The organism is Roseobacter sp. HKCCA0434 (assembly GCF_032464675.1).
Taxonomy (GTDB): domain Bacteria; phylum Pseudomonadota; class Alphaproteobacteria; order Rhodobacterales; family Rhodobacteraceae; genus Pontivivens.
In genome coordinates this window covers 273,656-292,361 of record NZ_JAWDKL010000001.1, presented here as the reverse complement: position 1 = coordinate 292,361, position 18,706 = coordinate 273,656, and the positions used below count along the sequence as shown (strand labels likewise).

The 18,706-nt window shown below is 68.2% G+C and carries 16 protein-coding genes; 13 read left to right on the top strand and 3 right to left on the bottom strand.

Annotation, left to right across the window (positions count from 1 at the left end):
- The first annotated feature begins 2 nt into the window (after window positions 1-2).
- The 6 genes from sufC (at window position 3) to RX333_RS01435 (ending at window position 5,304) form a co-directional block, all read left to right on the top strand.
- Window positions 3-758, top strand: a complete 756-nt coding sequence (gene sufC, locus RX333_RS01460) for a Fe-S cluster assembly ATPase SufC (protein WP_316013130.1) — start codon at window positions 3-5, stop codon at window positions 756-758.
- On the top strand, window positions 759-2,048 hold the full coding sequence (locus RX333_RS01455) for a SufD family Fe-S cluster assembly protein (RefSeq protein WP_316013129.1): 1,290 nt from the start codon (window positions 759-761) through the stop codon (window positions 2,046-2,048).
- Window positions 2,049-2,053: 5 nt separating this feature from the next.
- Window positions 2,054-2,647, top strand: coding sequence for a hypothetical protein (locus RX333_RS01450; RefSeq protein ID WP_316013128.1), 594 nt, complete (start codon window positions 2,054-2,056; stop codon window positions 2,645-2,647).
- Window positions 2,648-2,716: 69 nt separating this feature from the next.
- Window positions 2,717-3,364, top strand: coding sequence for a YIP1 family protein (locus RX333_RS01445; RefSeq protein ID WP_316013127.1), 648 nt, complete (start codon window positions 2,717-2,719; stop codon window positions 3,362-3,364).
- A gap of 67 nt (window positions 3,365-3,431) precedes the next feature.
- A complete protein-coding gene (locus tag RX333_RS01440) occupies window positions 3,432-4,652 on the top strand; it encodes a cysteine desulfurase (RefSeq protein WP_316013126.1) in 1,221 nt (406 codons plus the stop codon).
- Between the two features lie 79 nt (window positions 4,653-4,731).
- Window positions 4,732-5,304 carry an ATP-dependent Clp protease proteolytic subunit gene (locus RX333_RS01435; RefSeq protein WP_316013125.1) on the top strand — a complete coding sequence of 191 codons (573 nt, stop codon included), beginning with the start codon at window positions 4,732-4,734 and terminating at the stop codon, window positions 5,302-5,304.
- A gap of 318 nt (window positions 5,305-5,622) precedes the next feature.
- On the opposite strand, the gene RX333_RS01430 is transcribed toward RX333_RS01435, so the two are convergent.
- A complete protein-coding gene (locus RX333_RS01430; RefSeq protein WP_316013124.1) occupies window positions 5,623-8,085 on the bottom strand; it encodes a penicillin acylase family protein in 2,463 nt (820 codons plus the stop codon).
- Between the two features lie 99 nt (window positions 8,086-8,184).
- On the opposite strand from RX333_RS01430, the gene RX333_RS01425 reads away from it, so the two are divergent.
- The 5 genes from RX333_RS01425 (at window position 8,185) to RX333_RS01405 (ending at window position 12,679) form a co-directional block, all read left to right on the top strand.
- Window positions 8,185-9,063, top strand: coding sequence for an NAD(P)-dependent oxidoreductase (locus tag RX333_RS01425; protein WP_316013123.1), 879 nt, complete (start codon window positions 8,185-8,187; stop codon window positions 9,061-9,063).
- Between the two features lie 74 nt (window positions 9,064-9,137).
- Entirely contained in the window at window positions 9,138-9,785 is a 648-nt protein-coding gene (locus tag RX333_RS01420) for an OB-fold-containig protein (RefSeq protein ID WP_316013122.1), read from the top strand.
- Window positions 9,786-9,809: 24 nt separating this feature from the next.
- Window positions 9,810-11,456, top strand: coding sequence for a flotillin family protein (locus RX333_RS01415; protein WP_316013121.1), 1,647 nt, complete (start codon window positions 9,810-9,812; stop codon window positions 11,454-11,456).
- A gap of 153 nt (window positions 11,457-11,609) precedes the next feature.
- On the top strand, window positions 11,610-12,308 hold the full coding sequence (gene rpe / locus RX333_RS01410; RefSeq protein WP_316013120.1) for a ribulose-phosphate 3-epimerase: 699 nt from the start codon (window positions 11,610-11,612) through the stop codon (window positions 12,306-12,308).
- Entirely contained in the window at window positions 12,308-12,679 is a 372-nt protein-coding gene (locus RX333_RS01405) for a DUF2237 domain-containing protein (protein WP_316013119.1), read from the top strand. The genes rpe and RX333_RS01405 overlap by 1 nt, the downstream gene beginning before the upstream one ends.
- A 69-nt stretch (window positions 12,680-12,748) precedes the next feature.
- On the opposite strand, the gene RX333_RS01400 is transcribed toward RX333_RS01405, so the two are convergent.
- Together RX333_RS01400 and hemB are read right to left on the bottom strand one after the other, a co-directional pair.
- Complete coding sequence (locus RX333_RS01400; protein ID WP_316013118.1) at window positions 12,749-13,465, bottom strand: SGNH/GDSL hydrolase family protein; 717 nt, start codon at window positions 13,463-13,465, stop codon at window positions 12,749-12,751.
- A gap of 89 nt (window positions 13,466-13,554) precedes the next feature.
- Complete coding sequence (hemB, locus tag RX333_RS01395) at window positions 13,555-14,568, bottom strand: porphobilinogen synthase (protein WP_316013117.1); 1,014 nt, start codon at window positions 14,566-14,568, stop codon at window positions 13,555-13,557.
- A gap of 116 nt (window positions 14,569-14,684) precedes the next feature.
- Here hemB and RX333_RS01390 point away from each other — a divergent pair, with 116 nt between their 5' ends.
- Window positions 14,685-15,209, top strand: coding sequence for a hypothetical protein (locus tag RX333_RS01390; RefSeq protein ID WP_316013116.1), 525 nt, complete (start codon window positions 14,685-14,687; stop codon window positions 15,207-15,209).
- Window positions 15,210-15,252: 43 nt separating this feature from the next.
- Window positions 15,253-18,705, top strand: coding sequence for a transcription-repair coupling factor (mfd, locus tag RX333_RS01385; RefSeq protein WP_316013115.1), 3,453 nt, complete (start codon window positions 15,253-15,255; stop codon window positions 18,703-18,705).
- Window position 18,706 lies beyond the last annotated feature (1 nt).

The following is an 18,706-nucleotide window of genomic DNA, read 5'->3' as shown; positions in this document are numbered from 1 at the left end:
CTATGCTGGAAATCAAGAACCTGCACGTGAAGCTCGAGGAAGAGGACAAGCAGATCCTCAAGGGTGTCGATCTGACCGTCGAGGCGGGCAAGGTCCACGCGATCATGGGTCCCAACGGCTCGGGTAAGTCGACGCTGAGCTACGTGCTGTCGGGTCGCGACGGCTACGAGGTCACGGACGGCTCGGCCACGCTGGCGGGCGAGGACATCCTCGACATGGAGCCGGAGGAGCGGGCGGCGGAGGGGCTGTTCCTCGCCTTCCAGTACCCGGTGGAGATCCCCGGCGTGGGCAACATGACCTTCCTGCGCACGGCGGTGAACGCGCAGCGGAAGGCGCGTGGCGAGGAGGAGCTGTCCGCGGGCGAGTTCCTGAAGGTCGTGCGCGAGAAGGCCAAGAGCCTGAAGATCGACGCGGAAATGCTGAAGCGTCCGGTCAATGTCGGCTTCTCGGGCGGTGAGAAGAAGCGCAACGAGATCCTGCAGATGGCGATGCTGGAGCCGAAGATGTGCATCCTCGACGAGACGGATTCCGGCCTCGACGTGGACGCGATGAAGCTGGTGGCGGACGGCGTGAACGCGCTGCGCGACGAAGGCCGCGCCTTCCTCGTCATCACGCACTACCAGCGGCTGCTCGACCACATCAAACCGGACGTCGTGCACATCATGGCCGACGGCAAAATCGTGAAGACCGGCGGGCCGGAACTCGCGCTGGAGGTCGAGAACAACGGCTACGGCGACATCCTGAACGAGGTGGCGTAAATGGTTGCGGTCAAGGCGAAAAACCGCCTCGCCCCCGATGCGCTGATCGCGCGGCATGCCGCCCCCGCGGGCGGTGCGGGCTGGGCCGAGGCCGTGCGCACCGATGCCCGTGCGCGGCTGGCGGCGACCGGCGCGCCGCAGCGGCGGGACGAGTACTGGCGCTTCACCAATCCCGGCCTGCTGTCGCAGGACGTGCCGAACGCGGTGACGCCCGCACCGCATGAGCCGGTCTTCGACGGCGTGGATGCGCTGCGGATCGTGTTCGTCGACGGGGTGTTCGCGCCCGATCGCTCGGACGACCTGGCGGGCGAGGGGCTGGAGGTCGCGACGCTCTCGGATGCGCTGGCGACAGACATCCATTGGGCGAAGGACCTGTTCGGCGTGCTGGAGGCGCGCGGCCAGATGCCGGTACCGCGTGAGTTCGCGATCCTCAACACTGCCTTCGCGGGGCAGGGCGTGGTGCTGCGTGCGACCGGGAAGGTCACGAAGCCCGTGCTGATCGACTACCTGCACGAGGATGCGAGCGCCGACGCGGTGCTGCGCCACATCGTGAAGGTCGAGGCCGGGGCCGCGCTGACCGTGCTGGAGCAGGGCGTCGCAGGCGCGCGAGTCAATTCGGTGATGGAGGTCGAAGTGGCCGAGGGCGGTGCCTTCGATCACGTCCGTGTCCAGGGCCGGGACCATGACCGTCAGGTCTTCACCGCCGCCTTCGCGCGGCTGGCCGCGACCGCGTCCTACAAGTCCTTCACCCTGTCGATGAACGGCGTGATGACCCGCAACGAGCAGGTCGTGGAGTTCACCGGCGACGAGGCCGCGGCGCATGTCGCAGGCGCCGCGATCGGCGAGGGCAGCTTCCACCATGACGACACCGTGTTCGTCACGCATGACGCCGTGGATTGCGAGAGCCGCCAGGTGTTCAAGAAGGTGCTCAAGGACGGCGCGACCGGCGTGTTCCAGGGCAAGATCCTCGTGAAGGAGGATGCGCAGCGCACCGATGGCTACCAGATCAGCCAGGGGTTGCTGCTCGACGAGGACAGCAATTTCCTCGCCAAGCCTGAGCTGGAGATCTACGCCGATGACGTGGCCTGTTCGCACGGGTCCACCTGTGGTGGGCTCGACGAGACGGGGCTGTTCTACCTCTTGAGCCGTGGCGTGCCGCGGGCGGCGGCGACCAACATGCTGGTCATCGCCTTTCTCGACGAGGCGGTGCAGGAGATCGGCGACGACGCGCTGGCCGATGCGGTGCGCGAGCGGATCGCCGCCTGGCTCGACCGGCGCGCCGAGGGCTGACACGCATGTCGATCACGGCGCAGATCGTGGAGGCCTGGGGCCGCCCGCGCCCCGTCATGGCGCGCCTGATCGCCGCCGGTGACGTGGGCGGGCGCGCGGCGAGCTATCTGATGGTGGCAGGCGTGCTCTATGGCATCGCCAACCTCGCCAATGCGCAACTGGTCGGCGATCTGGCCGAGGGCGGTCAGCCGGCCGGCGCGCTGATTGCCGCGCGCGTGTTCCAGGTGGCGCTCGGCGCGCTCGGCGTCATCGTCGCGGGCATCGTGGTCGGGCCGCTATCGCATCTCGTCGCGCGGCTGTTCGGCGGCAAGGCCGGGTGGCGCGGGGGCTCGCTGGCGCTGTTCTGGGCGATGCTCGCCTCGGCTCCCTTTGCGCTGCTCTCGGCGCTTCTGCTGGGGCTCGCGGTGATCCTCGGCGGGCGTGTGTTGGGAGAGGCGAGCTTCCTCGTCGGGATGGCGGGGCAGCTGATGCTGATCCATGTCTGGTCGGGCTCGCTGGCCGAGGCCGAGGGCTTCGCGAAGACCTGGCCCGTCGCGCTCGTCATGCTGGCGATCGGCGCGGTTCTCTTCGCGCTGAGCCTGCAGGTGCCCACGACATGACCTCACCGGCGCCCGATTTTCACCGCATTCGCATGGAAAGCTCCTTGCTACGCGAGGAAAGGACACATCATGGTCGATCACAGCATGATCGAAGAGTTCGACATCACGCATGGCCACTACGAGGAGCGGCATGCCGGTCTGGCCTGGCGGATCGTCGATGCGTGGCGCGACATGGGCACCTCCACCCGGCGGCTGATCCGGGAGGATCCGGCCGAGGGTCGGCTGCTGTTCTACGTGCTGATGGCCGATATCGTCGTGTTCCTGTCCTGGACCTTGAAGACCGTCGTGGTCCCGCATCCCGCGGCCCCGATGCCGGTGCAGGTCAGCATCGTGCTGGTGCTGATCCTGATGGGCCGCACGGCGCTGATGTATTCCTTCGCCGGGATCTCGGGCTTCGTGCTGCGGGCGCTCGGCGGGCAGGGCAGCTACCGCGACACGCGGGCGGGCGTGTTCTGGGGCGCGTTCGTCGCGGCGCCGTTCAGCCTCGCCGTGGCGCTGATCACCGTGGGTCTCGCGATGGTGCAGGGCGCCGATGCACCGGACTGGTACGTCATCCCGCTCTACTGGGTCAGCCTGGTGCCATTCATCTGGTTCATTTCCGGCGGCCTGGGCGAGGCGCAGCGGATGCGGGTCGCGCCGATCTTCCTCGTGCTCAGCGTGCTGACCGTCGCGACGCTATTCGTCGCATTGGTGGCGAGCGGGCGCGGCATTATCTGACATCGAGAACGAGGACCGAAAGGTCGCAGCGCGCGGAGCCAGGCTTCGCGCGCCGGAAAGGTTTGCCATGTACGACGTGAACGCGGTCCGCGCCGATTTTCCCATCCTGTCGCGCGAGGTGAACGGCAAGCCGCTGGTCTATCTCGACAACGGTGCAAGCGCGCAGAAGCCGCAGGCGGTGATCGACGCGGTCACGCGCGCCTATGGCCACGAATACGCCAATGTCCATCGCGGGCTGCACACGCTCTCGACCATCGCGACCGAGAATTACGAGGCGGTGCGCGGCAAGATCGCGGCCTTCCTGGGCGGTGTGGCGGAGGAGGAGGTGATCTTCACCACCGGCTCCACGATGGGGTTCAACCTGATCGCCTATGGCTGGGGGATGGAGAACCTCACCGCAGGCGACGAGATCGTGCTGAGCGTGATGGAGCATCACGCCAATATCGTGCCCTGGCATTTCCTGCGCGAGCGGCTGGGGGTGAAGCTGGTCTGGGTCGAGCCCGAGGCCGATGGCAGCTTCGATCCCGCCCGTGTGGCCGAGGTTCTGACCGAGCGCACGAAACTGGTGACGCTGACGCATATGTCGAATGTGCTGGGAACGGTCGTGGACATCGCCGCGGTGGCCGAGATCCTGCGCCCGCGCGGCATCCCGCTGGCCGTTGATGGCAGCCAGGCGACTGTCCACATGCCGGTGGACCTCACGACGCTGGGGGCGGATTTCTACTGCATCACGGGGCACAAGCTCTACGGCCCCTCCGCCTCGGGCGCGGTGTGGATCCGTGCGGAACGTCAGGCGCAGATGCGGCCTTTCATGGGTGGTGGCGACATGATCCGCACCGTCACGCGCGATGAGATCAGCTATAACGATCCGCCGCACAAGTTCGAGGCGGGCACGCCGGGCATCGTGCAGATGATCGGGCTGGGGGCGGCGCTCGACTACATGACGGGCCTTGGGATGGAGAACATCGCCGCGCATGAAGCGGGCTTGCGCGACTACGCGCTCGACCGGTTCCGGGCGCTCAACTGGCTGAACGTGCAAGGGACCGCGCCGGGCAAGGGGGCGATCTTCTCCTTCACCATGGATGGCGGCGCGCATCCGCACGACATCTCCACGATCGTCGACCAGAAGGGCGTCGCGGTGCGCGCAGGCCATCACTGCTGCCAGCCGCTGATGCAACATATGGGCGTCAGCGCGACCTGCCGGGCGAGTTTTGGCCTCTACAACACGACCGAGGAGGTCGACGTGCTGGTCGACGCGCTCGAAACCTGCCACCGCCTCTTCGGCTGAGCCAAAATCCCCCCGCCGCCCCTTGTCATTCCGCGGACAACACGCACCTATGGGGCCGGACAATTTCAGGAGACCCGCGATGAGCGACGACAAGAAAGACACCAAGCAGTCCGATCCCGTGATCGACCGGCTCATCGAAACCCGCCAGCTCATCATCTGCGAGGGCATCGATCAGAAGATGGCCAAGCGCGTGGCAGGGCAGCTGCTGGCCATGGCCGGTGAGAGCGACGAGCCGATTACCCTGTTCCTCAACAGCCAGGGCGGCCATGTCGAGGCGGGCGACACGATCCACGACATGATCCGCTTCATCAAGCCGCGCGTCCGCATCGTCGGCACCGGCTGGGTGGCCAGCGCGGGCACGCATATCTTCCTCTCGGTGCCGAAGGAGGATCGCTACTGCCTGCCCAATACCCGCTTCCTGATCCACCAGCCTTCGGGCGGGGTCGGGGGCCAGGTGACGGACATCACCATCCAGGCCGACCAGATCGAGAAGATGCGCGAGCGTCTGGCCCGCACCATCGCCGACGCCACCGGCCAGCCGGTCGAGCAGGTGATGAAGGATATCGACCGCGACCGCTGGATGGATACGGGCGAGGCCGCGGAATACGGCATCCTCGGAACCGTGATCGAGCGGGCGGACCAGCTGGACTGACCTAAGGCGAGAGGCTCCGGCTCAAGGCCGGAGCGGCTCGCGAATAGACGTCCCGGACCTGATCCGGGACCGCGTCGATCTACTCTGCCCCGGCTCACGGCCGGGGCGTGACAGAGCGCATCGGCGGGCCGCGGTGCGGCGATCCTCCGTTCGAGCATGGCTACTTTATGCCAGCCAGTTCCGCACGCCCCCACCGCTGCGCGCCTGCATCAGCCAAATCGCCGTGCCGGGGGCGGCCCGGCCATGCGCGGCGGGCTTCGCCCTTGATTCCGCGCTCGGGATACAGCAGGCGCGTGTTTCAGCTTCTTCGCGAAACCCTCACTCCCCCGGCAGCAGCCGCGTGGTGCCGATCGCCTCGGCTCGGACCCGGCCCATGTCCAGGGTCATCGGGATGTACTCCCCGCGCCGCCACAGCACCGACAGGTCGTCGTAATGCCGTGACAGCAGGTGCCCCGACTGCCCGGTCGAGATGATGTAGCGCGAGTTCTCCGGGTCGCCGAAATCCACCACGAAGCGCAGGCCGGAGGCGTGCACGTTGGCGTAGGGATTGTCGCCGTCGCCCGCGAGGCGCCCGCGCATCAGCGTATTGTCGCCGCCGCCCGTCGGCTGGATGATCGAGGCGAGGAAGGAAAGTCCGGGGACCTGTCGCAGGACCTGATGCTCCTGCATCGCGAGATGCGCCTCGCCCCAGTTCCAGGCCTCGACCCGGCTGCCCTGCGCGTCGCGCAGCTCCGCCAACGCATCGTCGAGCGCGCGGCGCGCCATGTCGGAACAGGTCTCGGTCGCATCCGAGGTGCGGATGTCGCACCATTCGGCGGCTCCATCGATGTCGCGGAACACACGCTCGATGAACAGCGGCTCCAGCCGGGTCATCCGGTCGGCCATCGCGCCGCCCAGCTCGTCGCGCACGAGATGGCGTTGCAGGTGGCGCACCCAGGCGGCGTAGATCAGCGGCTCGGGGCCATGTTCGGACATCTCGCCGTTCCAGTCGGCCAGACGCTCCAACGCGGTGCGGCGCAACGGCGCGAGCGCGTCGTCGTCGACCGGCGAGCCGGTCCACCACAGATCGCGCCCGATCAACGGCAGCAGGATGCGCGCGGTCTGGCTGATCGTGTCCACCTGCGCCTCGACGAAGCTGTCGGCGGTGTGGAACTCCCGCTCGGTCAGCAGCCGTCGGGCACGCTGGATGCGCTGCGTGTCGCCCCAGACATGGCTGAGATGGTAGGGATAGGCGCGCGACGTCGTGCGGTTGTTGGTGTTGATGAGGATGCCGGACCGCGGGTCATAGTCCTGCGGCATCTCGTCCGGGTCGACATAGCCCTGCCAGTCATTGCCCGCCACCCAGCCCGGCGAGGGCATCCGCCCCTGGCCCTGGTGGCCGGGCTGCCGCAGCGGCGCACGACCGCCCACATGCAGCGCGATCCGCTGCCGGTCGGCCATCGTGAAGTTCTGGCTGGGCGCGATCATGCCGTCGAGCGCTGCGCGTCCTTCCTCGATAGAGCGGGCGCGTGCCATGCCCATCAAAGTGTCCATCGAGCGATCGGTCGGGTCGAGCGCCGTCCAGGCGAGGGCCGCCACGTGGCCCGGAGGCGTGATGCGGTCCGCGCCGAACGCATCTCCGGGCAGGATCGGCCCGTGGCGCGTTCGGCCGAGCGTGACCGTGCGCGCGGGCGCGTCGCCCACGCCGATCAGCACGTCGCGGGTCTCGATCTCGGCCCAGCCATCGGGCGTGCGGTAGCGGGAGGGGTCCTCGGGATCCAGCTCCTCGATATAGATGTCCTGATCGTCCGTGTAGGCGGTCGTCAGGCCCCAGGCGAAGTCGGCATTGCGTCCCGCGATGATGCCCGGCAGGCCGGGAATGGTACCGCCGATCGCGCCGCCGCCGGGAAATTCGAGGCGCGCCAGCATCCAGATCGACGGCGCACTCAGCCCCAGATGCGGATCGTTGGCCAGCAACGTGGCATCGGAGGCGGAGCGGTCGGGATCGGCGGCCCAGGCGTTCGAGGCGCCCGCCATGCCGTAGGGCGCGACGGGATCGAAGGCGTGCCGCTCGGGCAGGGGCGCGGGGACCGGGTCGAGACCGGGGAACAGCTCGGCGAAATCCGGGCCGGACAGACCGGCGAGGCGCGGGGCCTCGGGCAGCAGGTCGCGCAGCCGCTCCTCGTCGAGCAGCAGCGACAGCTCGGCCCGCCGCACCTCGTAGGTTGCGTGGCCCGACAGCTGCAGCGCCATGATCCGGTTGACGGCGACGGAATCGGCCGGGGTCCAGGGCGCGATTCCGCTGGAGAACAGGAAGAATTCGGGCGCGCCGCGTCCCAGCGCGTCCTCGCGGACCTGTTCGAGCCGCGCGTTCACCCCGGCCGCGTAAGCCCGCATCGCGGCTTGCGTCTCTGCGCTCTGGTTGCCGACCATCTCCCGCGCGACGCCGTAGATGTCGAGCGCGCGCAAGAGCACGTCCGTCTCGAAGGTCGCCTCGCCGAAGAGCTCGCTGAGCCTGCCTTGCGCGGTCCGGCGCAGCATCGTCATCTGCCACAGCCGGTCCTGGGCATGGACGTAGCCGAGGCCGAAATAGACGTCCTCGTCGGTCTCGCCGCTAATATGGGGCACCGCGTGGGCGTCGCGCACGATCTCGACCGGGCCGCTCAGCCCCGCGACCTCGACCTCCGCCTCGTAGTCGGGCAGCGAGCCGGAGGCGAGGTAGTAGGCCACGCCGAGGGCGAGGACCAGAAGGGCCAGGGCGCCGAGGAAGATCCGGCCTCCCCATTTCAGAACCTTGCGCATGTGTCCCTCCCGTCGCGGCCCGACAGGCTTAGCAGCGGCCTTGACTCGGTTCAATGCGGCCCGGAAACCTGTGCCCGAACGTCAGGCAAAGGGATCGTCATGGCACGTTGCGCATTCATCGGACTGGGGGTCATGGGCTATCCCATGGCAGGGCATCTCGCGGGCGCGGGGCACGAGGTGACGGTCTACAACCGCACCGGTGCGAAGGCGGCGGACTGGGTCGCGCAGCATGGCGGACGCGCGGCGGATACACCCGCGCAGGCAGCGGATGGCGCCGAGTTCGTCTTTGCCTGCGTCGGCAACGACGACGACCTGCGGGCGGTCACGACCGGCGAGGACGGGGCTTTCGCCGGGATGAGCAAGGATGCCGTCTTCGTCGACCACACCACCGCCTCGGCCGAGGTCGCCCGGGAACTGGACGAAGCGGCGCGCGGCGCCGGCTTCCACTTCATCGACGCGCCGGTCAGCGGCGGGCAGGCGGGGGCCGAGAATGGCCAGCTGACCGTCATGTGTGGCGGCGCGCAGGACGCCTTTGCCCGTGCGGAACCGCTGATCGACGCCTTCGCGAAGTCCTGCAAACTGCTCGGCCCGTCGGGCGCGGGGCAGATAACGAAGATGGTCAACCAGATCTGTATCGCAGGACTCGTGCAAGCTTTGGGCGAAGGGCTTAACTTTGCGCAGAAGGCGGGACTCGACGGGCAGGCGGTTCTGGACGTCATCGGCAAGGGAGCGGCGGGAAGCTGGCAGATGGACAATCGCGGCACGACGATGCTCGCCGACGAATTCGACTTCGGCTTCGCCGTGGACTGGATGCGCAAGGATCTGGGCATCGTGCTGGCCGAGGCGCGGCGCAATGGCTCGTCCGTGCCGGTCACGGCATTGGTCGATCAGTTCTATGGCGAGGTACAGGACATGGGTGGCGGGCGCTGGGACACGTCTAGCCTTATCCGGCGCCTCAACGGCTTCGCCACGAAATAGTGGGGCTTGCATCTTGTAATCACGCAACCGTTACACGATATACAGATGTATACAGACAATAGGGAGAACGGCGCGTGATCGAGAGTCTCGCAGGGGCGGAACTGCGCCCATTCGTCATTTCACTGGGACTTCTGCTGCTGATCTTGGCGCTCGAAGTCGTCTCGTCTCTACTTGGTGGGTCTTTGCTGGGTGGGGATGTCGACATGGATGTCGATCTCGACGTCGATGCGGATTTCGACGTGGACGCCGACCCGGATCTGGACACGAGCGGGCTGCTGTCCTGGCTGGGCCTCGGCGCCGTGCCGTTCCTCGTCTGGCTTGCGTGCGTCTTCGCCGGGTTCGGCATGTCCGGGCTGGTCGTGCAATACTTGGCCGAGGCTATCGCGGATGCGCCCGCTCCTATGTGGATCGCCGTGCCGGTGGCGCTGGTCGCGGCTCTGCTCTTCGCCCGCGAGGTCGGCACGCTGGTGCTGCGCTACTTGCCGAAGGCGGAAAGCTCCGCCGTGTCGCGCAACCGGCTGGGCGGCCGGCACGGTGTCGTCACCGGCGGCACGGCGCGCGAGGGAAGCCCCGCGCAGGCCCGCGTCCGCGACGCCTATGGCAACATCCAGTATATCCGCGTCGTCCCCCTGCCGGGGGAGGCGGAGATCGCCGAAGGCACGGACATTCTCGTCATGCGCGGCAAAGGTGGCGTGTTTACCGCAGCCCCGCTGAAAGACTGAACCAGAACAACAAGGAGATACCCAATGGACGGACTTACCCTGATCCTCACCCTCGTCGGCGTCGTCGTCGCGGTCCTTCTCATCCTGAGTTTCGTCTGGGCGCGGCTCTACCGTCGGACGACCCGCGAGGTGTCGATCGTCAAGACCGGCTCCGGCGGGAAGAAGGTCATCATGGATGGCGGCATCCTCGCCATCCCGATGCTGCACGAGATCTCCTACGTCAACATGAAGACCCTGCGGCTGGAGGTCGGCCGGACCGGCGAGGCCGCGCTCATCACCCGCGACCGGATGCGCGTCGACGTGGGCGTGGAGTTCTACGTTTCGGTCAACGCGACCGAGGACGGGGTCAGCCGTGCTGCTCAGACGCTGGGCGACCGGACCTTCCATGTCGACCAGTTGCGCGAGATGATCGAGGGCAAGCTGATCGACGGCCTCCGCTCGGTCGCGGCACGCATGACGATGGACGAGTTGCACGAGAACCGCGCCGAATTCGTGCAGGAGGTGCAGAACGCCGTCTCAGAAGACCTGCTGAAGAACGGGCTTGAGCTCGAGTCCGTCTCGCTGACCGCGCTCGACCAGACGCCGTTCGAGGCGCTCGACGAGAACAACGCCTTCAACGCCGTGGGTATGCGCAAGCTCGCCGAGGTCATCGCGATCTCCAAGAAGGAGCGCGCGGGTATCGAGGCGGAGGCCGAGGTCGAAGTGCGCCGCGCCGCGATGATCGCCGAGCGCGAGAAGTACAATATCGAGCGCGACGAGGAGCAGGCGAAGATCGCACAGGTGCAGGAGCTCGAAACCCTGCGCGCCGCCCAGTCGGCCGAGATCGCGCGCCGCCGTGCTGCCTCCGAGCAGGACAGCGAGGAAGCGCGCATCGCCAAGGAGCGCGCGGTGCGGGCGGCGGAGATCGCGCGCGAGCAGACGATCCGCGCCGCCGAGATCGCCAAGGAGCGCGAGGTCGAGGTCGCCGATCAGGAACGCCAGATCATCATCGCGACGAAGTCCGAGGAGGAGAGCCGCGCCCGCGCCAGTGCGGACACCGCGCGCGCCGAGGCGAAGAAGGCCGCAGAGGCCATCGAGACCGCCCGCGCGGTGGCCGAGGCCGAGCGTCAGAAGCAGATCGCGCTGATCGAGGCGACGCGCGAGGCCGAGCGGGCCGCCACGGAACTGCGCGTGAGGGCGCAGGCCGAGAAGGACGCCGCCGCCGACCGCGCCTCCGCATTGCGTGAGGAAGCGCAGGCGGATGCGGATGCGATCTCGATCCGGGCGGAGGCGAAGAAGGCGGATCTGCTGGCGCAGGCGGAGGGTCAGCGGGCGATTACCGAGGCGGAGAATGCGCTCAGCGCGGCCATCGTCGACATGAAGATCGCGCTGGCGCGGCTGGAGGCGATGCCGAAGATCGTCGAGCAGATGGTCAAGCCTGCGGAGAAGATCGACTCCATCAAGATCCACCAGGTCACCGGCATGAACAATGGCGGGCAAGGTGCTGCGAACACTGGCGGAACTCCGGTCAATCAGGCGATGGATTCGATCATGGGAATGGCGCTGCAACTGCCCGCGATGAAGAAGCTGGGCGAGGAGCTGGGCATCTCGATGGAGAACGGGATCGCGGGTGTCATGGACGATGCGACCCCGAAATCGGACGATGAGGAGCCGCCGGTCGCCGCCGAGTAATCCGCCGAAATTCGCGGTCTGCCATGCGTATGGCACGCGTATGGAAAGCGTATGGCAGTTTGCCCGCGATACCACCTGAGGTTGAGGCCCCGCGCGATTGAAGCGCGGGGCCTCTGCCGTTAGGTAGGGCGCGAGCAACAGGAGGGCCGCCCCATGAGTTTCGACCGTTCCATCAAGATCGCCCCGTCGATCCTCGCCGCCGATTTCGCGGCCTTCGGCGCGGAATGCGCGGCGGTCGAGGCGCAGGGCGCTGACTGGATCCATGTCGATGTGATGGACGGGCATTTCGTCCCGAACATCACCTTCGGCCCCGCGACCTGCGCCGCGATCCGGCCGCATATCCGGGGCGTGATGGACGTGCACCTGATGATCGCGCCCGCCGATCCCTACCTTGCCGGGTTCGCGCAGGCCGGGGCGGACATCATCACGGTCCATGCCGAGGCGGGGCCGCATCTGCACCGCTCGCTTCAGGCGATCCGGGGGCTGGGCTGCAAGGCGGGCGTGGCGCTGAACCCCGCGACCCCGGCGAGCGCCGTGGCCCATGTGCTCGACGAGATCGACCTGATCTGCGTGATGACGGTCAATCCCGGCTTCGGCGGGCAGAGCTTCATCGACATGACCGGCAAGGTGCGCGAGCTGCGGCAGATGATCGGCAACCGCGCGGTGCATATCGAAATCGACGGCGGCGTGACGCCAGAGACGGCGCCGCTGGTGGCGGCGGCGGGGGCGGACGTGCTGGTCGCGGGTTCGGCGGTGTTCAAGGGCGGATCGGTCGCCGATCCCGCGCCCTATGGCGAGAACATCCGCGCCATCCGCGCGGCGGCGGAGAAGGCGACGGGGGTGATGGCCTGATGGACGAGAGCCTCAACGTCTTCGGCCAGAAGCTGCTGGCCTGCGGTGGCGGCGATCCTGTCACGGGGTGGTATCGCAACGGCGCCTGCGACACCTGTGCGGAGGATACCGGGTCGCACACCGTCTGCGCGGTGATGACGGAGGAGTTCCTGGCCTTCTCGAAATATGTCGGCAACGACCTGAGCACGCCGCGGCCCGAATTCGGCTTCGCGGGGCTGAAGGCGGGCGATGCCTGGTGCCTGTGCGCGAGCCGCTGGGCGCAGGCGGCCGACGAGGGCTGCGCGCCGAAGGTCAGCCTGCAGGCGACGCACCAGAAAGCGCTGGCCGTGTGCGATTTCGAGACGTTGAAGGCGCACGCGCTCGACATGTGACGCCATGAAGCGCTTGGTGGCTGCCCTCGGATGCCTCCGGCGGGGATATTTCAGGGAAGTGAAAGCGGGCTAGTGCAGCGGCGTCGGCTCGGCCGAGATCATGCCCGCGATCCGGTCGGCCCATGCGGTGTAGATCGGCGCGCCGGGGTGGAAGCCGTCCTCCGCAAGCATCTCGGGGGCCTCGATTTCGAGCTGGACGTAGCGGGTGTCGGGCTCGGTGGCGAGATCGGCCTGCAGGGCGCTGTCGAAGCGGCGGGCGATGCGGGCGACGGTCCAGCGCAGCGGATGGGGCAGGATCGGCAGATCCTCCATCGGCGGCATCCCGGAGACGTAGATCAGCCGCGCGCCGAACTTCGTGCGCAGGAGGGCGCGCAGGCGGCGGTAGCGCGCGCGCCAGAGCGGCAGCGGCACGGAATGGGTGATGTCGTTGGTGCCGACGGAGAGGACCACGACGTCGAACTGCGCGGGGGCCATCGCTTCGAGTGCGGCGAGCGTGTCGGCGGTGCGGTCGCCCGATTTCGCCTGCAAGGTCCAGTCGATGCTGTAGGAGCCCGAGAGCGCGCGGACGAGCTGGCCGCTCAGCGCCTTGTCCTGCACGTCGACGCCGACCCCGGCGGCGGAGCTGTCGCCCGCGATCAGGACCCGCAGGGGCCGCCCCGTGCCCGCGTGGCCGGTGCGGGCGCCGTCCGCCTCGGGCAATTTCAGCGCGCGGCGACGGATCTGGAAGGCCTGTGCCGCGAGGATCGGCAGGAGGGCGGTGCGGGCGGTGAGGTCGAAGAGGAGCATGGCGGCACGCGGGGGCAGGGGTGGGACACCCCTTTTACATAAGACGCCCCGCGCGGGAGGCCAGATCGCCTGCCGTCACGTCCCGGAGATCACAGCTCCGCTGCCTCCTCGGCCATCAGGGTCGCGACCTCGCGCGCGAAATAGGTGAGGATGCCGTCGCAGCCCGCGCGCTTGAACGCGCCGAGGGACTCGAGCATGGCGCGCTGGCCGTCGATCCAGCCGTTCTGTGCCGCGGCCTGGATCATCGCGTATTCGCCCGAGACCTGGTAGGCATAGGTCGGCACGCCGAATTCGCGCTTCACCCGGCTGCAGATGTCGAGATAGGGCAGGCCGGGTTTCACCATCACCATGTCGGCCCCTTCGGAGAGGTCGATGGCGACCTCGCGCAATGCCTCGTCGGTATTGGCGGGGTCCATCTGGTAGGTCTTCTTGTCGCCCTTGAGCGCGCCGGTCGCGCCCACCGCGTCGCGGAAGGGGCCGTAGAAGGCGGAGGCGTATTTCGCGGCGTAGCTGAGGATGGCGACGTCGGAAAAGTCGTTCTGCTCCAGCGCCTGGCGGATGATGGCGACGCGGCCGTCCATCATGTCCGAGGGTCCGAGGATGTCAGCGCCCGCCTCGGCCTGGGCGAGGGCCTGCTTCTCCAGCGCCATCAGCGTCTCGTCGTTGAGGATCACGCCGTCGCGCACCAGGCCGTCATGGCCGTCCGAATTGTACGGATCGAGGGCGACGTCGAGCATGATGCCGATATCGGGGACCTGCCGCTTGACCTCTCGCGTCGCGCGGTTGACGAGGTTGTCGGGGTTCCAGGCTTCCTCGGCCTCGGGCGTCTTCACCGAAGGGTCGGTATAGGGGAAGAGCGCCATGCAGGGGATGCCGAGGCCCGCCGCGTCGTTGGCGAGCTGGCCGATCAGGTCGAGGCTGACCCGCTCGACGCCCGGCATGGAGGGGATGGGCTGGCGCTGGTTCTCGCCGTCCACCACGAAGACCGGCCAAATGAGGTCGTCGACGCTCAGCCGCGTCTCCCGCACCAGGCGGCGCATCCAGTCGGTGCGGCGCAGGCGGCGCGGGCGGGTCATGGGGAAGGGGGCGGCGGGATGGGGCATGGCGGTCTCCTGTCTGCGGCGGGGTTGTCGCATGGGGGGCGGGCCGCTCTCAAGCGGAATTGGCTGGACGGCGGGGCGTTCGCGCCTATGGTTGCCGACTGGATCGAGTGAGGCGGATGGGCGAGTTGCTGGGAGAGTTTCTGGATTTCGGGACCTTCTCGTCCTTCTGGTACTGGCTGTTCCTGGCGCTGGCCTGGTCGTCGCGGACGCATTGGACCATCGGGATCCCCTTCGACAGCGTGGCGCGGGCGGAGAAGCGCGGCGGTCGCTGGGCGGAGGATGTGGACCGGATCGCGGCGGCGATGGGCGCGCGTTTCGCCTCGTTCGGCGGGCGGGGGGGCGTATGGATCGCGGGGATCGTGACCTTCCTGCTGAGCGGGCTGATGACCGCGGCGTTCCTTTACAATAACGAACTCTCGCGCGGGATCCTCGCCATCGCGCTGCCGATGATCGTGGCGGAGATTGGGGATATCCGGCTGGCGCTGAAGGTGGAGCGGACGGGGCTGAGCGGTCACGACCTGCGGCGCGCGCTGGTCTGGCGGAGGTTCCTCAACCAGGTGACGGGACTGGGCTCTCTGGTTCTGGCGAGCGCGCTGGCGATCCTGACGATCCTGCAGCGCGAGAGCCTGGTCGGATGGTAGCTTGCCCTTGCGGGCGCGCGCCCGGCGGGCTACCTGCGCGGGCATGAAAGATCGCGGCCCCTTGCAGAGCGGGACGGTCCTCGTCGGCGGCGCGCCCGAGGGCCACGACGCGCGGCTGATCGCCGAGTACGTGCAGCGCGAGGGGGGGCCGCTCCTCCACGTGGCGCGCGACGACGTGCGGCTGGCGGCGATGCGGACCTCGCTCGCCTTCGTGGCCCCCGAACTGCCGGTGCTGGAGTTCCCGGCCTGGGATTGCCTGCCTTACGACCGGATTTCGCCGGCGGCTGAGATCTCGGCCACGCGCATGGCGACGCTGGCGACGCTCGCGGACGGGTTCGACCGGCCGGCGGTGGTGCTGACCACGCTGAATGCCGCGATGCAGCGGGTGCCCGCGCGCGCGCAGGTGGCGGGGGCGAGCTTTACCGCCACCGCCGGATCGCGGATCGACGAGGGCGCCTTGCGCGGTTGGCTGGCGCGGATGGGGTTCGCGCAGACCTCGACGGTGACGGAGCCGGGGGATTACGCGATCCGCGGTGGCCTCATCGACATCTATCCGCCGGGGCCGAGCGGGCCGATCCGGCTCGATCTGTTCGGCGACGTGCTCGACAGCGTGCGGCGGTTCCGCGCCGACACGCAGCGCACGACCGAGGAGATCGCGCGGATCGAGCTGGCCCCGGTTTCGGAGGTCGTGCTGGACGAACCGGCCATCGAGCGGTTCCGCCGCGGCTATCGCGAGATGTTCGGCCAGCCGGGGCCGGAGGATGCGCTCTACGAATCCGTCAGCGCGGGGCGCAAGCATCAGGGCTACGAACACTGGGCGCCGCTGTTCCAGGAGCGGATGGAGCGGTTGTTCGACTATCTGCCGGACGCGCCCGTGACGCTGGACGATCAGGTCGAGCCCGCGCGCGAGGCGCGGTGGGAGACGATCGAGGATCATTACCGCGCGCGGCGCGAGGTGCTGGATGAGAAGAAGGGCCGCCGCGACGGGGCGTACAAGCCGCTGCCGCCCAAGGCGCTCTATCTCGACGAGGGGGCGTGGGCCGACGCGCTCGACGCGCGGGCGGTGCGCAAGTTCAGCCCGAACCCGACGCCCTCCGGCCCCGGCGTCACGGATGCGGGCGCGCGGACGGGGCGCAACTTCGCGCCCGAGCGGCAGGCCGAGGATCTGAGCCTGTTCGGCGCGCTGGCCCGCCACATCTCTGACCGGCGCAAGGCCGGTGCGGTGGTCGTCGCGAGCTATTCCAAGGGCGCGCGGGAGCGGATGGCGACCTTGCTGGCCGATAGCGACGTGCGCGACGCGAAGATGATCGAGCGGCTGTCGGATGCGGGCGGCAAGGGTAGCCTGAACCTCGCCATCTGGGGGCTGGAATCGGGGTTCGAGGCGCCGGACCTGACGGTGATCGCCGAGCAGGACGTGCTGGGTGACCGGCTGGTGCGGCGCGGGCGGCGCAAGAAGCGGGCCGACAACTTCCTGACGGAAGCCACCAGCCTCGCGCCCGGCGATCTGGTCGTGCATGTCGAGCATGGCGTCGGTCGCTATCACGGGTTGGAGACGATCACCGCCGCGGGCGCGCCGCATGAATGCCTCGCGCTGGAATATGCCGACAATGCGCGGCTGTACCTGCCGGTCGAGAATATCGAACTGCTGACCCGCTATGGCCATGAGGAAGGCCTGCTCGACCGTTTGGGCGGCGGCGCGTGGCAGGCCAAGAAGGCCAAGCTGAAGGAGCGGATCAAGCTCGCCGCCGAACGGCTGATCAAGGTGGCGGCGGAGCGGGAATTGCGCCGCGCGCCGGTGCTGACCCCGCCCGAGGGGCTGTGGGACGAGTTCTGCGCGCGCTTTCCTTATCAGGAGACGGACGACCAGCTGTCGGCCATTGCCGACGTGCTCGACGACATGGGCGCGGGCAAGCCGATGGACCGGCTGATCTGCGGCGATGTCGGCTTCGGCAAGACCGAGGTGGCGCTGCGCGCGGCTTTCGTCGCGGCGATGTCCGGCGTACAGGTCGCGGTGATCGCGCCCACCACGCTGCTGGCGCGGCAGCACTACAAGGCCTTTGCCGAGCGCTTCCGGGGCCTGCCGGTGAAGGTACGGCAGATGTCGCGCTTCGTCTCCACCACCGAGATGGCCAAGACGCGCGAGGGGCTGGCGCGCAACGAGATCGAGATCGTGGTGGGCACGCATGCGGTGCTGGCCAAGCAGGTGAAGTTCGCCAATCTGGGCCTGCTCATCATCGACGAGGAGCAGCATTTCGGCGTGCAGCACAAGGAGCGGCTGAAGGAGCTGCGCTCTGACATCCATGTGCTGACCATGACGGCGACGCCGATCCCGCGGACCTTGCAACTCAGCCTGTCGGGGGTGCGCGAGCTCAGCATCATCGGCACGCCGCCGGTCGATCGCCTCGCCATCCGCACCTATGTCAGCGAATTCGATCCGCTGACCGTGCGCGAGGCGCTGCTCAGGGAGAAATATCGCGGCGGGCAGGCGTTCTACGTCGTGCCGCGGGTCACGGATCTGGCGGAGATCGAGGCGTTCCTGCGCGAGGAGGTGCCCGAGGTCAGCTTCGTCACCGCGCATGGGCAGCTGGCGGCGGGCGATCTCGACGACCGGATGAACGCGTTCTACGACGGGCAATACGACGTGCTGCTGGCCACGACGATCGTGGAGTCCGGCATCGACATTCCGGCGGCGAACACGCTGATCGTGCACCGCGCGGACATGTTCGGGCTGGCGCAGCTCTACCAGATCCGGGGGCGGGTGGGCCGCTCGAAGATCCGGGCCTATGCGTATCTGACGACCAAGCGGCGCAAGAAGCTGACGCCCGCGGCGCAAAAGCGGCTGCGCGTGCTGGGGTCGCTGGACAGTCTCGGCGCTGGGTTCGCGCTGGCGTCGCAGGATCTGGATATTCGCGGGGCGGGCAACCTGCTGGGCGAGGAGCAGTCGGGGCAGATCAAGGAAGTGGGCTACGCGCTCTACCAGGACATGCTGGAGGAGGCGATCGCCAAGCTGAAATCGGGGCAGGGCGAGGGGCTGTCGGACGATGGCCAGTGGAGCCCGCAAATCAATCTGGGCGTGCCGGTGCTGATCCCCGAGGCCTACGTGCCCGATCTCGACGTGCGGCTGGGGCTCTATCGGCGTCTTTCCACGCTGGACCGGAAGGTGGAGCTGGAAGGGTTCGCCGCCGAGCTGATCGACCGTTTCGGCGACCTGCCGCCGGAGGTCGACACGTTGTTGAAGGTCGTGCGGATCAAGGCGATGTGCCGCAAGGCCAATATCGGACGGATCGATGGCGGGCCCAAGGGCGCGACCGTGCAGTTCCACGAGAACCGCTTCGCCTCGCCGCAGGGGCTGGTGCAGTTCATCCAGGACCAGAACGGCCGGGCCAAGATCAAGGACAACAAGGTCGTGGTGCAGCGCAACTGGCCCGACGAGGCGGCGCGAATCAACGGGGCCTACACCATCGCGCGCGACCTCGCGCGCCTCGCGAAATCGTGAG

Excerpts from the sequence above, each read along its gene's own strand:
- sufC (WP_316013130.1), top strand. The coding sequence starts at position 3 with ATGCTGGAAATCAAGAACCTGCACGTGAAGCTCGAGGAAGAGGACAAG.
- RX333_RS01455 (WP_316013129.1), top strand. The coding sequence starts at position 759 with ATGGTTGCGGTCAAGGCGAAAAACCGCCTCGCCCCCGATGCGCTGATC.
- RX333_RS01450 (WP_316013128.1), top strand. The coding sequence starts at position 2,054 with ATGTCGATCACGGCGCAGATCGTGGAGGCCTGGGGCCGCCCGCGCCCC.
- RX333_RS01445 (WP_316013127.1), top strand. The coding sequence starts at position 2,717 with ATGGTCGATCACAGCATGATCGAAGAGTTCGACATCACGCATGGCCAC.
- RX333_RS01440 (WP_316013126.1), top strand. The coding sequence starts at position 3,432 with ATGTACGACGTGAACGCGGTCCGCGCCGATTTTCCCATCCTGTCGCGC.
- RX333_RS01435 (WP_316013125.1), top strand. The coding sequence starts at position 4,732 with ATGAGCGACGACAAGAAAGACACCAAGCAGTCCGATCCCGTGATCGAC.
- RX333_RS01430 (WP_316013124.1), bottom strand. The coding sequence starts at position 8,085 with ATGCGCAAGGTTCTGAAATGGGGAGGCCGGATCTTCCTCGGCGCCCTG.
- RX333_RS01425 (WP_316013123.1), top strand. The coding sequence starts at position 8,185 with ATGGCACGTTGCGCATTCATCGGACTGGGGGTCATGGGCTATCCCATG.
- RX333_RS01415 (WP_316013121.1), top strand. The coding sequence starts at position 9,810 with ATGGACGGACTTACCCTGATCCTCACCCTCGTCGGCGTCGTCGTCGCG.
- rpe (WP_316013120.1), top strand. The coding sequence starts at position 11,610 with ATGAGTTTCGACCGTTCCATCAAGATCGCCCCGTCGATCCTCGCCGCC.
- RX333_RS01405 (WP_316013119.1), top strand. The coding sequence starts at position 12,308 with ATGGACGAGAGCCTCAACGTCTTCGGCCAGAAGCTGCTGGCCTGCGGT.
- RX333_RS01400 (WP_316013118.1), bottom strand. The coding sequence starts at position 13,465 with ATGCTCCTCTTCGACCTCACCGCCCGCACCGCCCTCCTGCCGATCCTC.
- hemB (WP_316013117.1), bottom strand. The coding sequence starts at position 14,568 with ATGCCCCATCCCGCCGCCCCCTTCCCCATGACCCGCCCGCGCCGCCTG.
- RX333_RS01390 (WP_316013116.1), top strand. The coding sequence starts at position 14,685 with ATGGGCGAGTTGCTGGGAGAGTTTCTGGATTTCGGGACCTTCTCGTCC.
- mfd (WP_316013115.1), top strand. The coding sequence starts at position 15,253 with ATGAAAGATCGCGGCCCCTTGCAGAGCGGGACGGTCCTCGTCGGCGGC.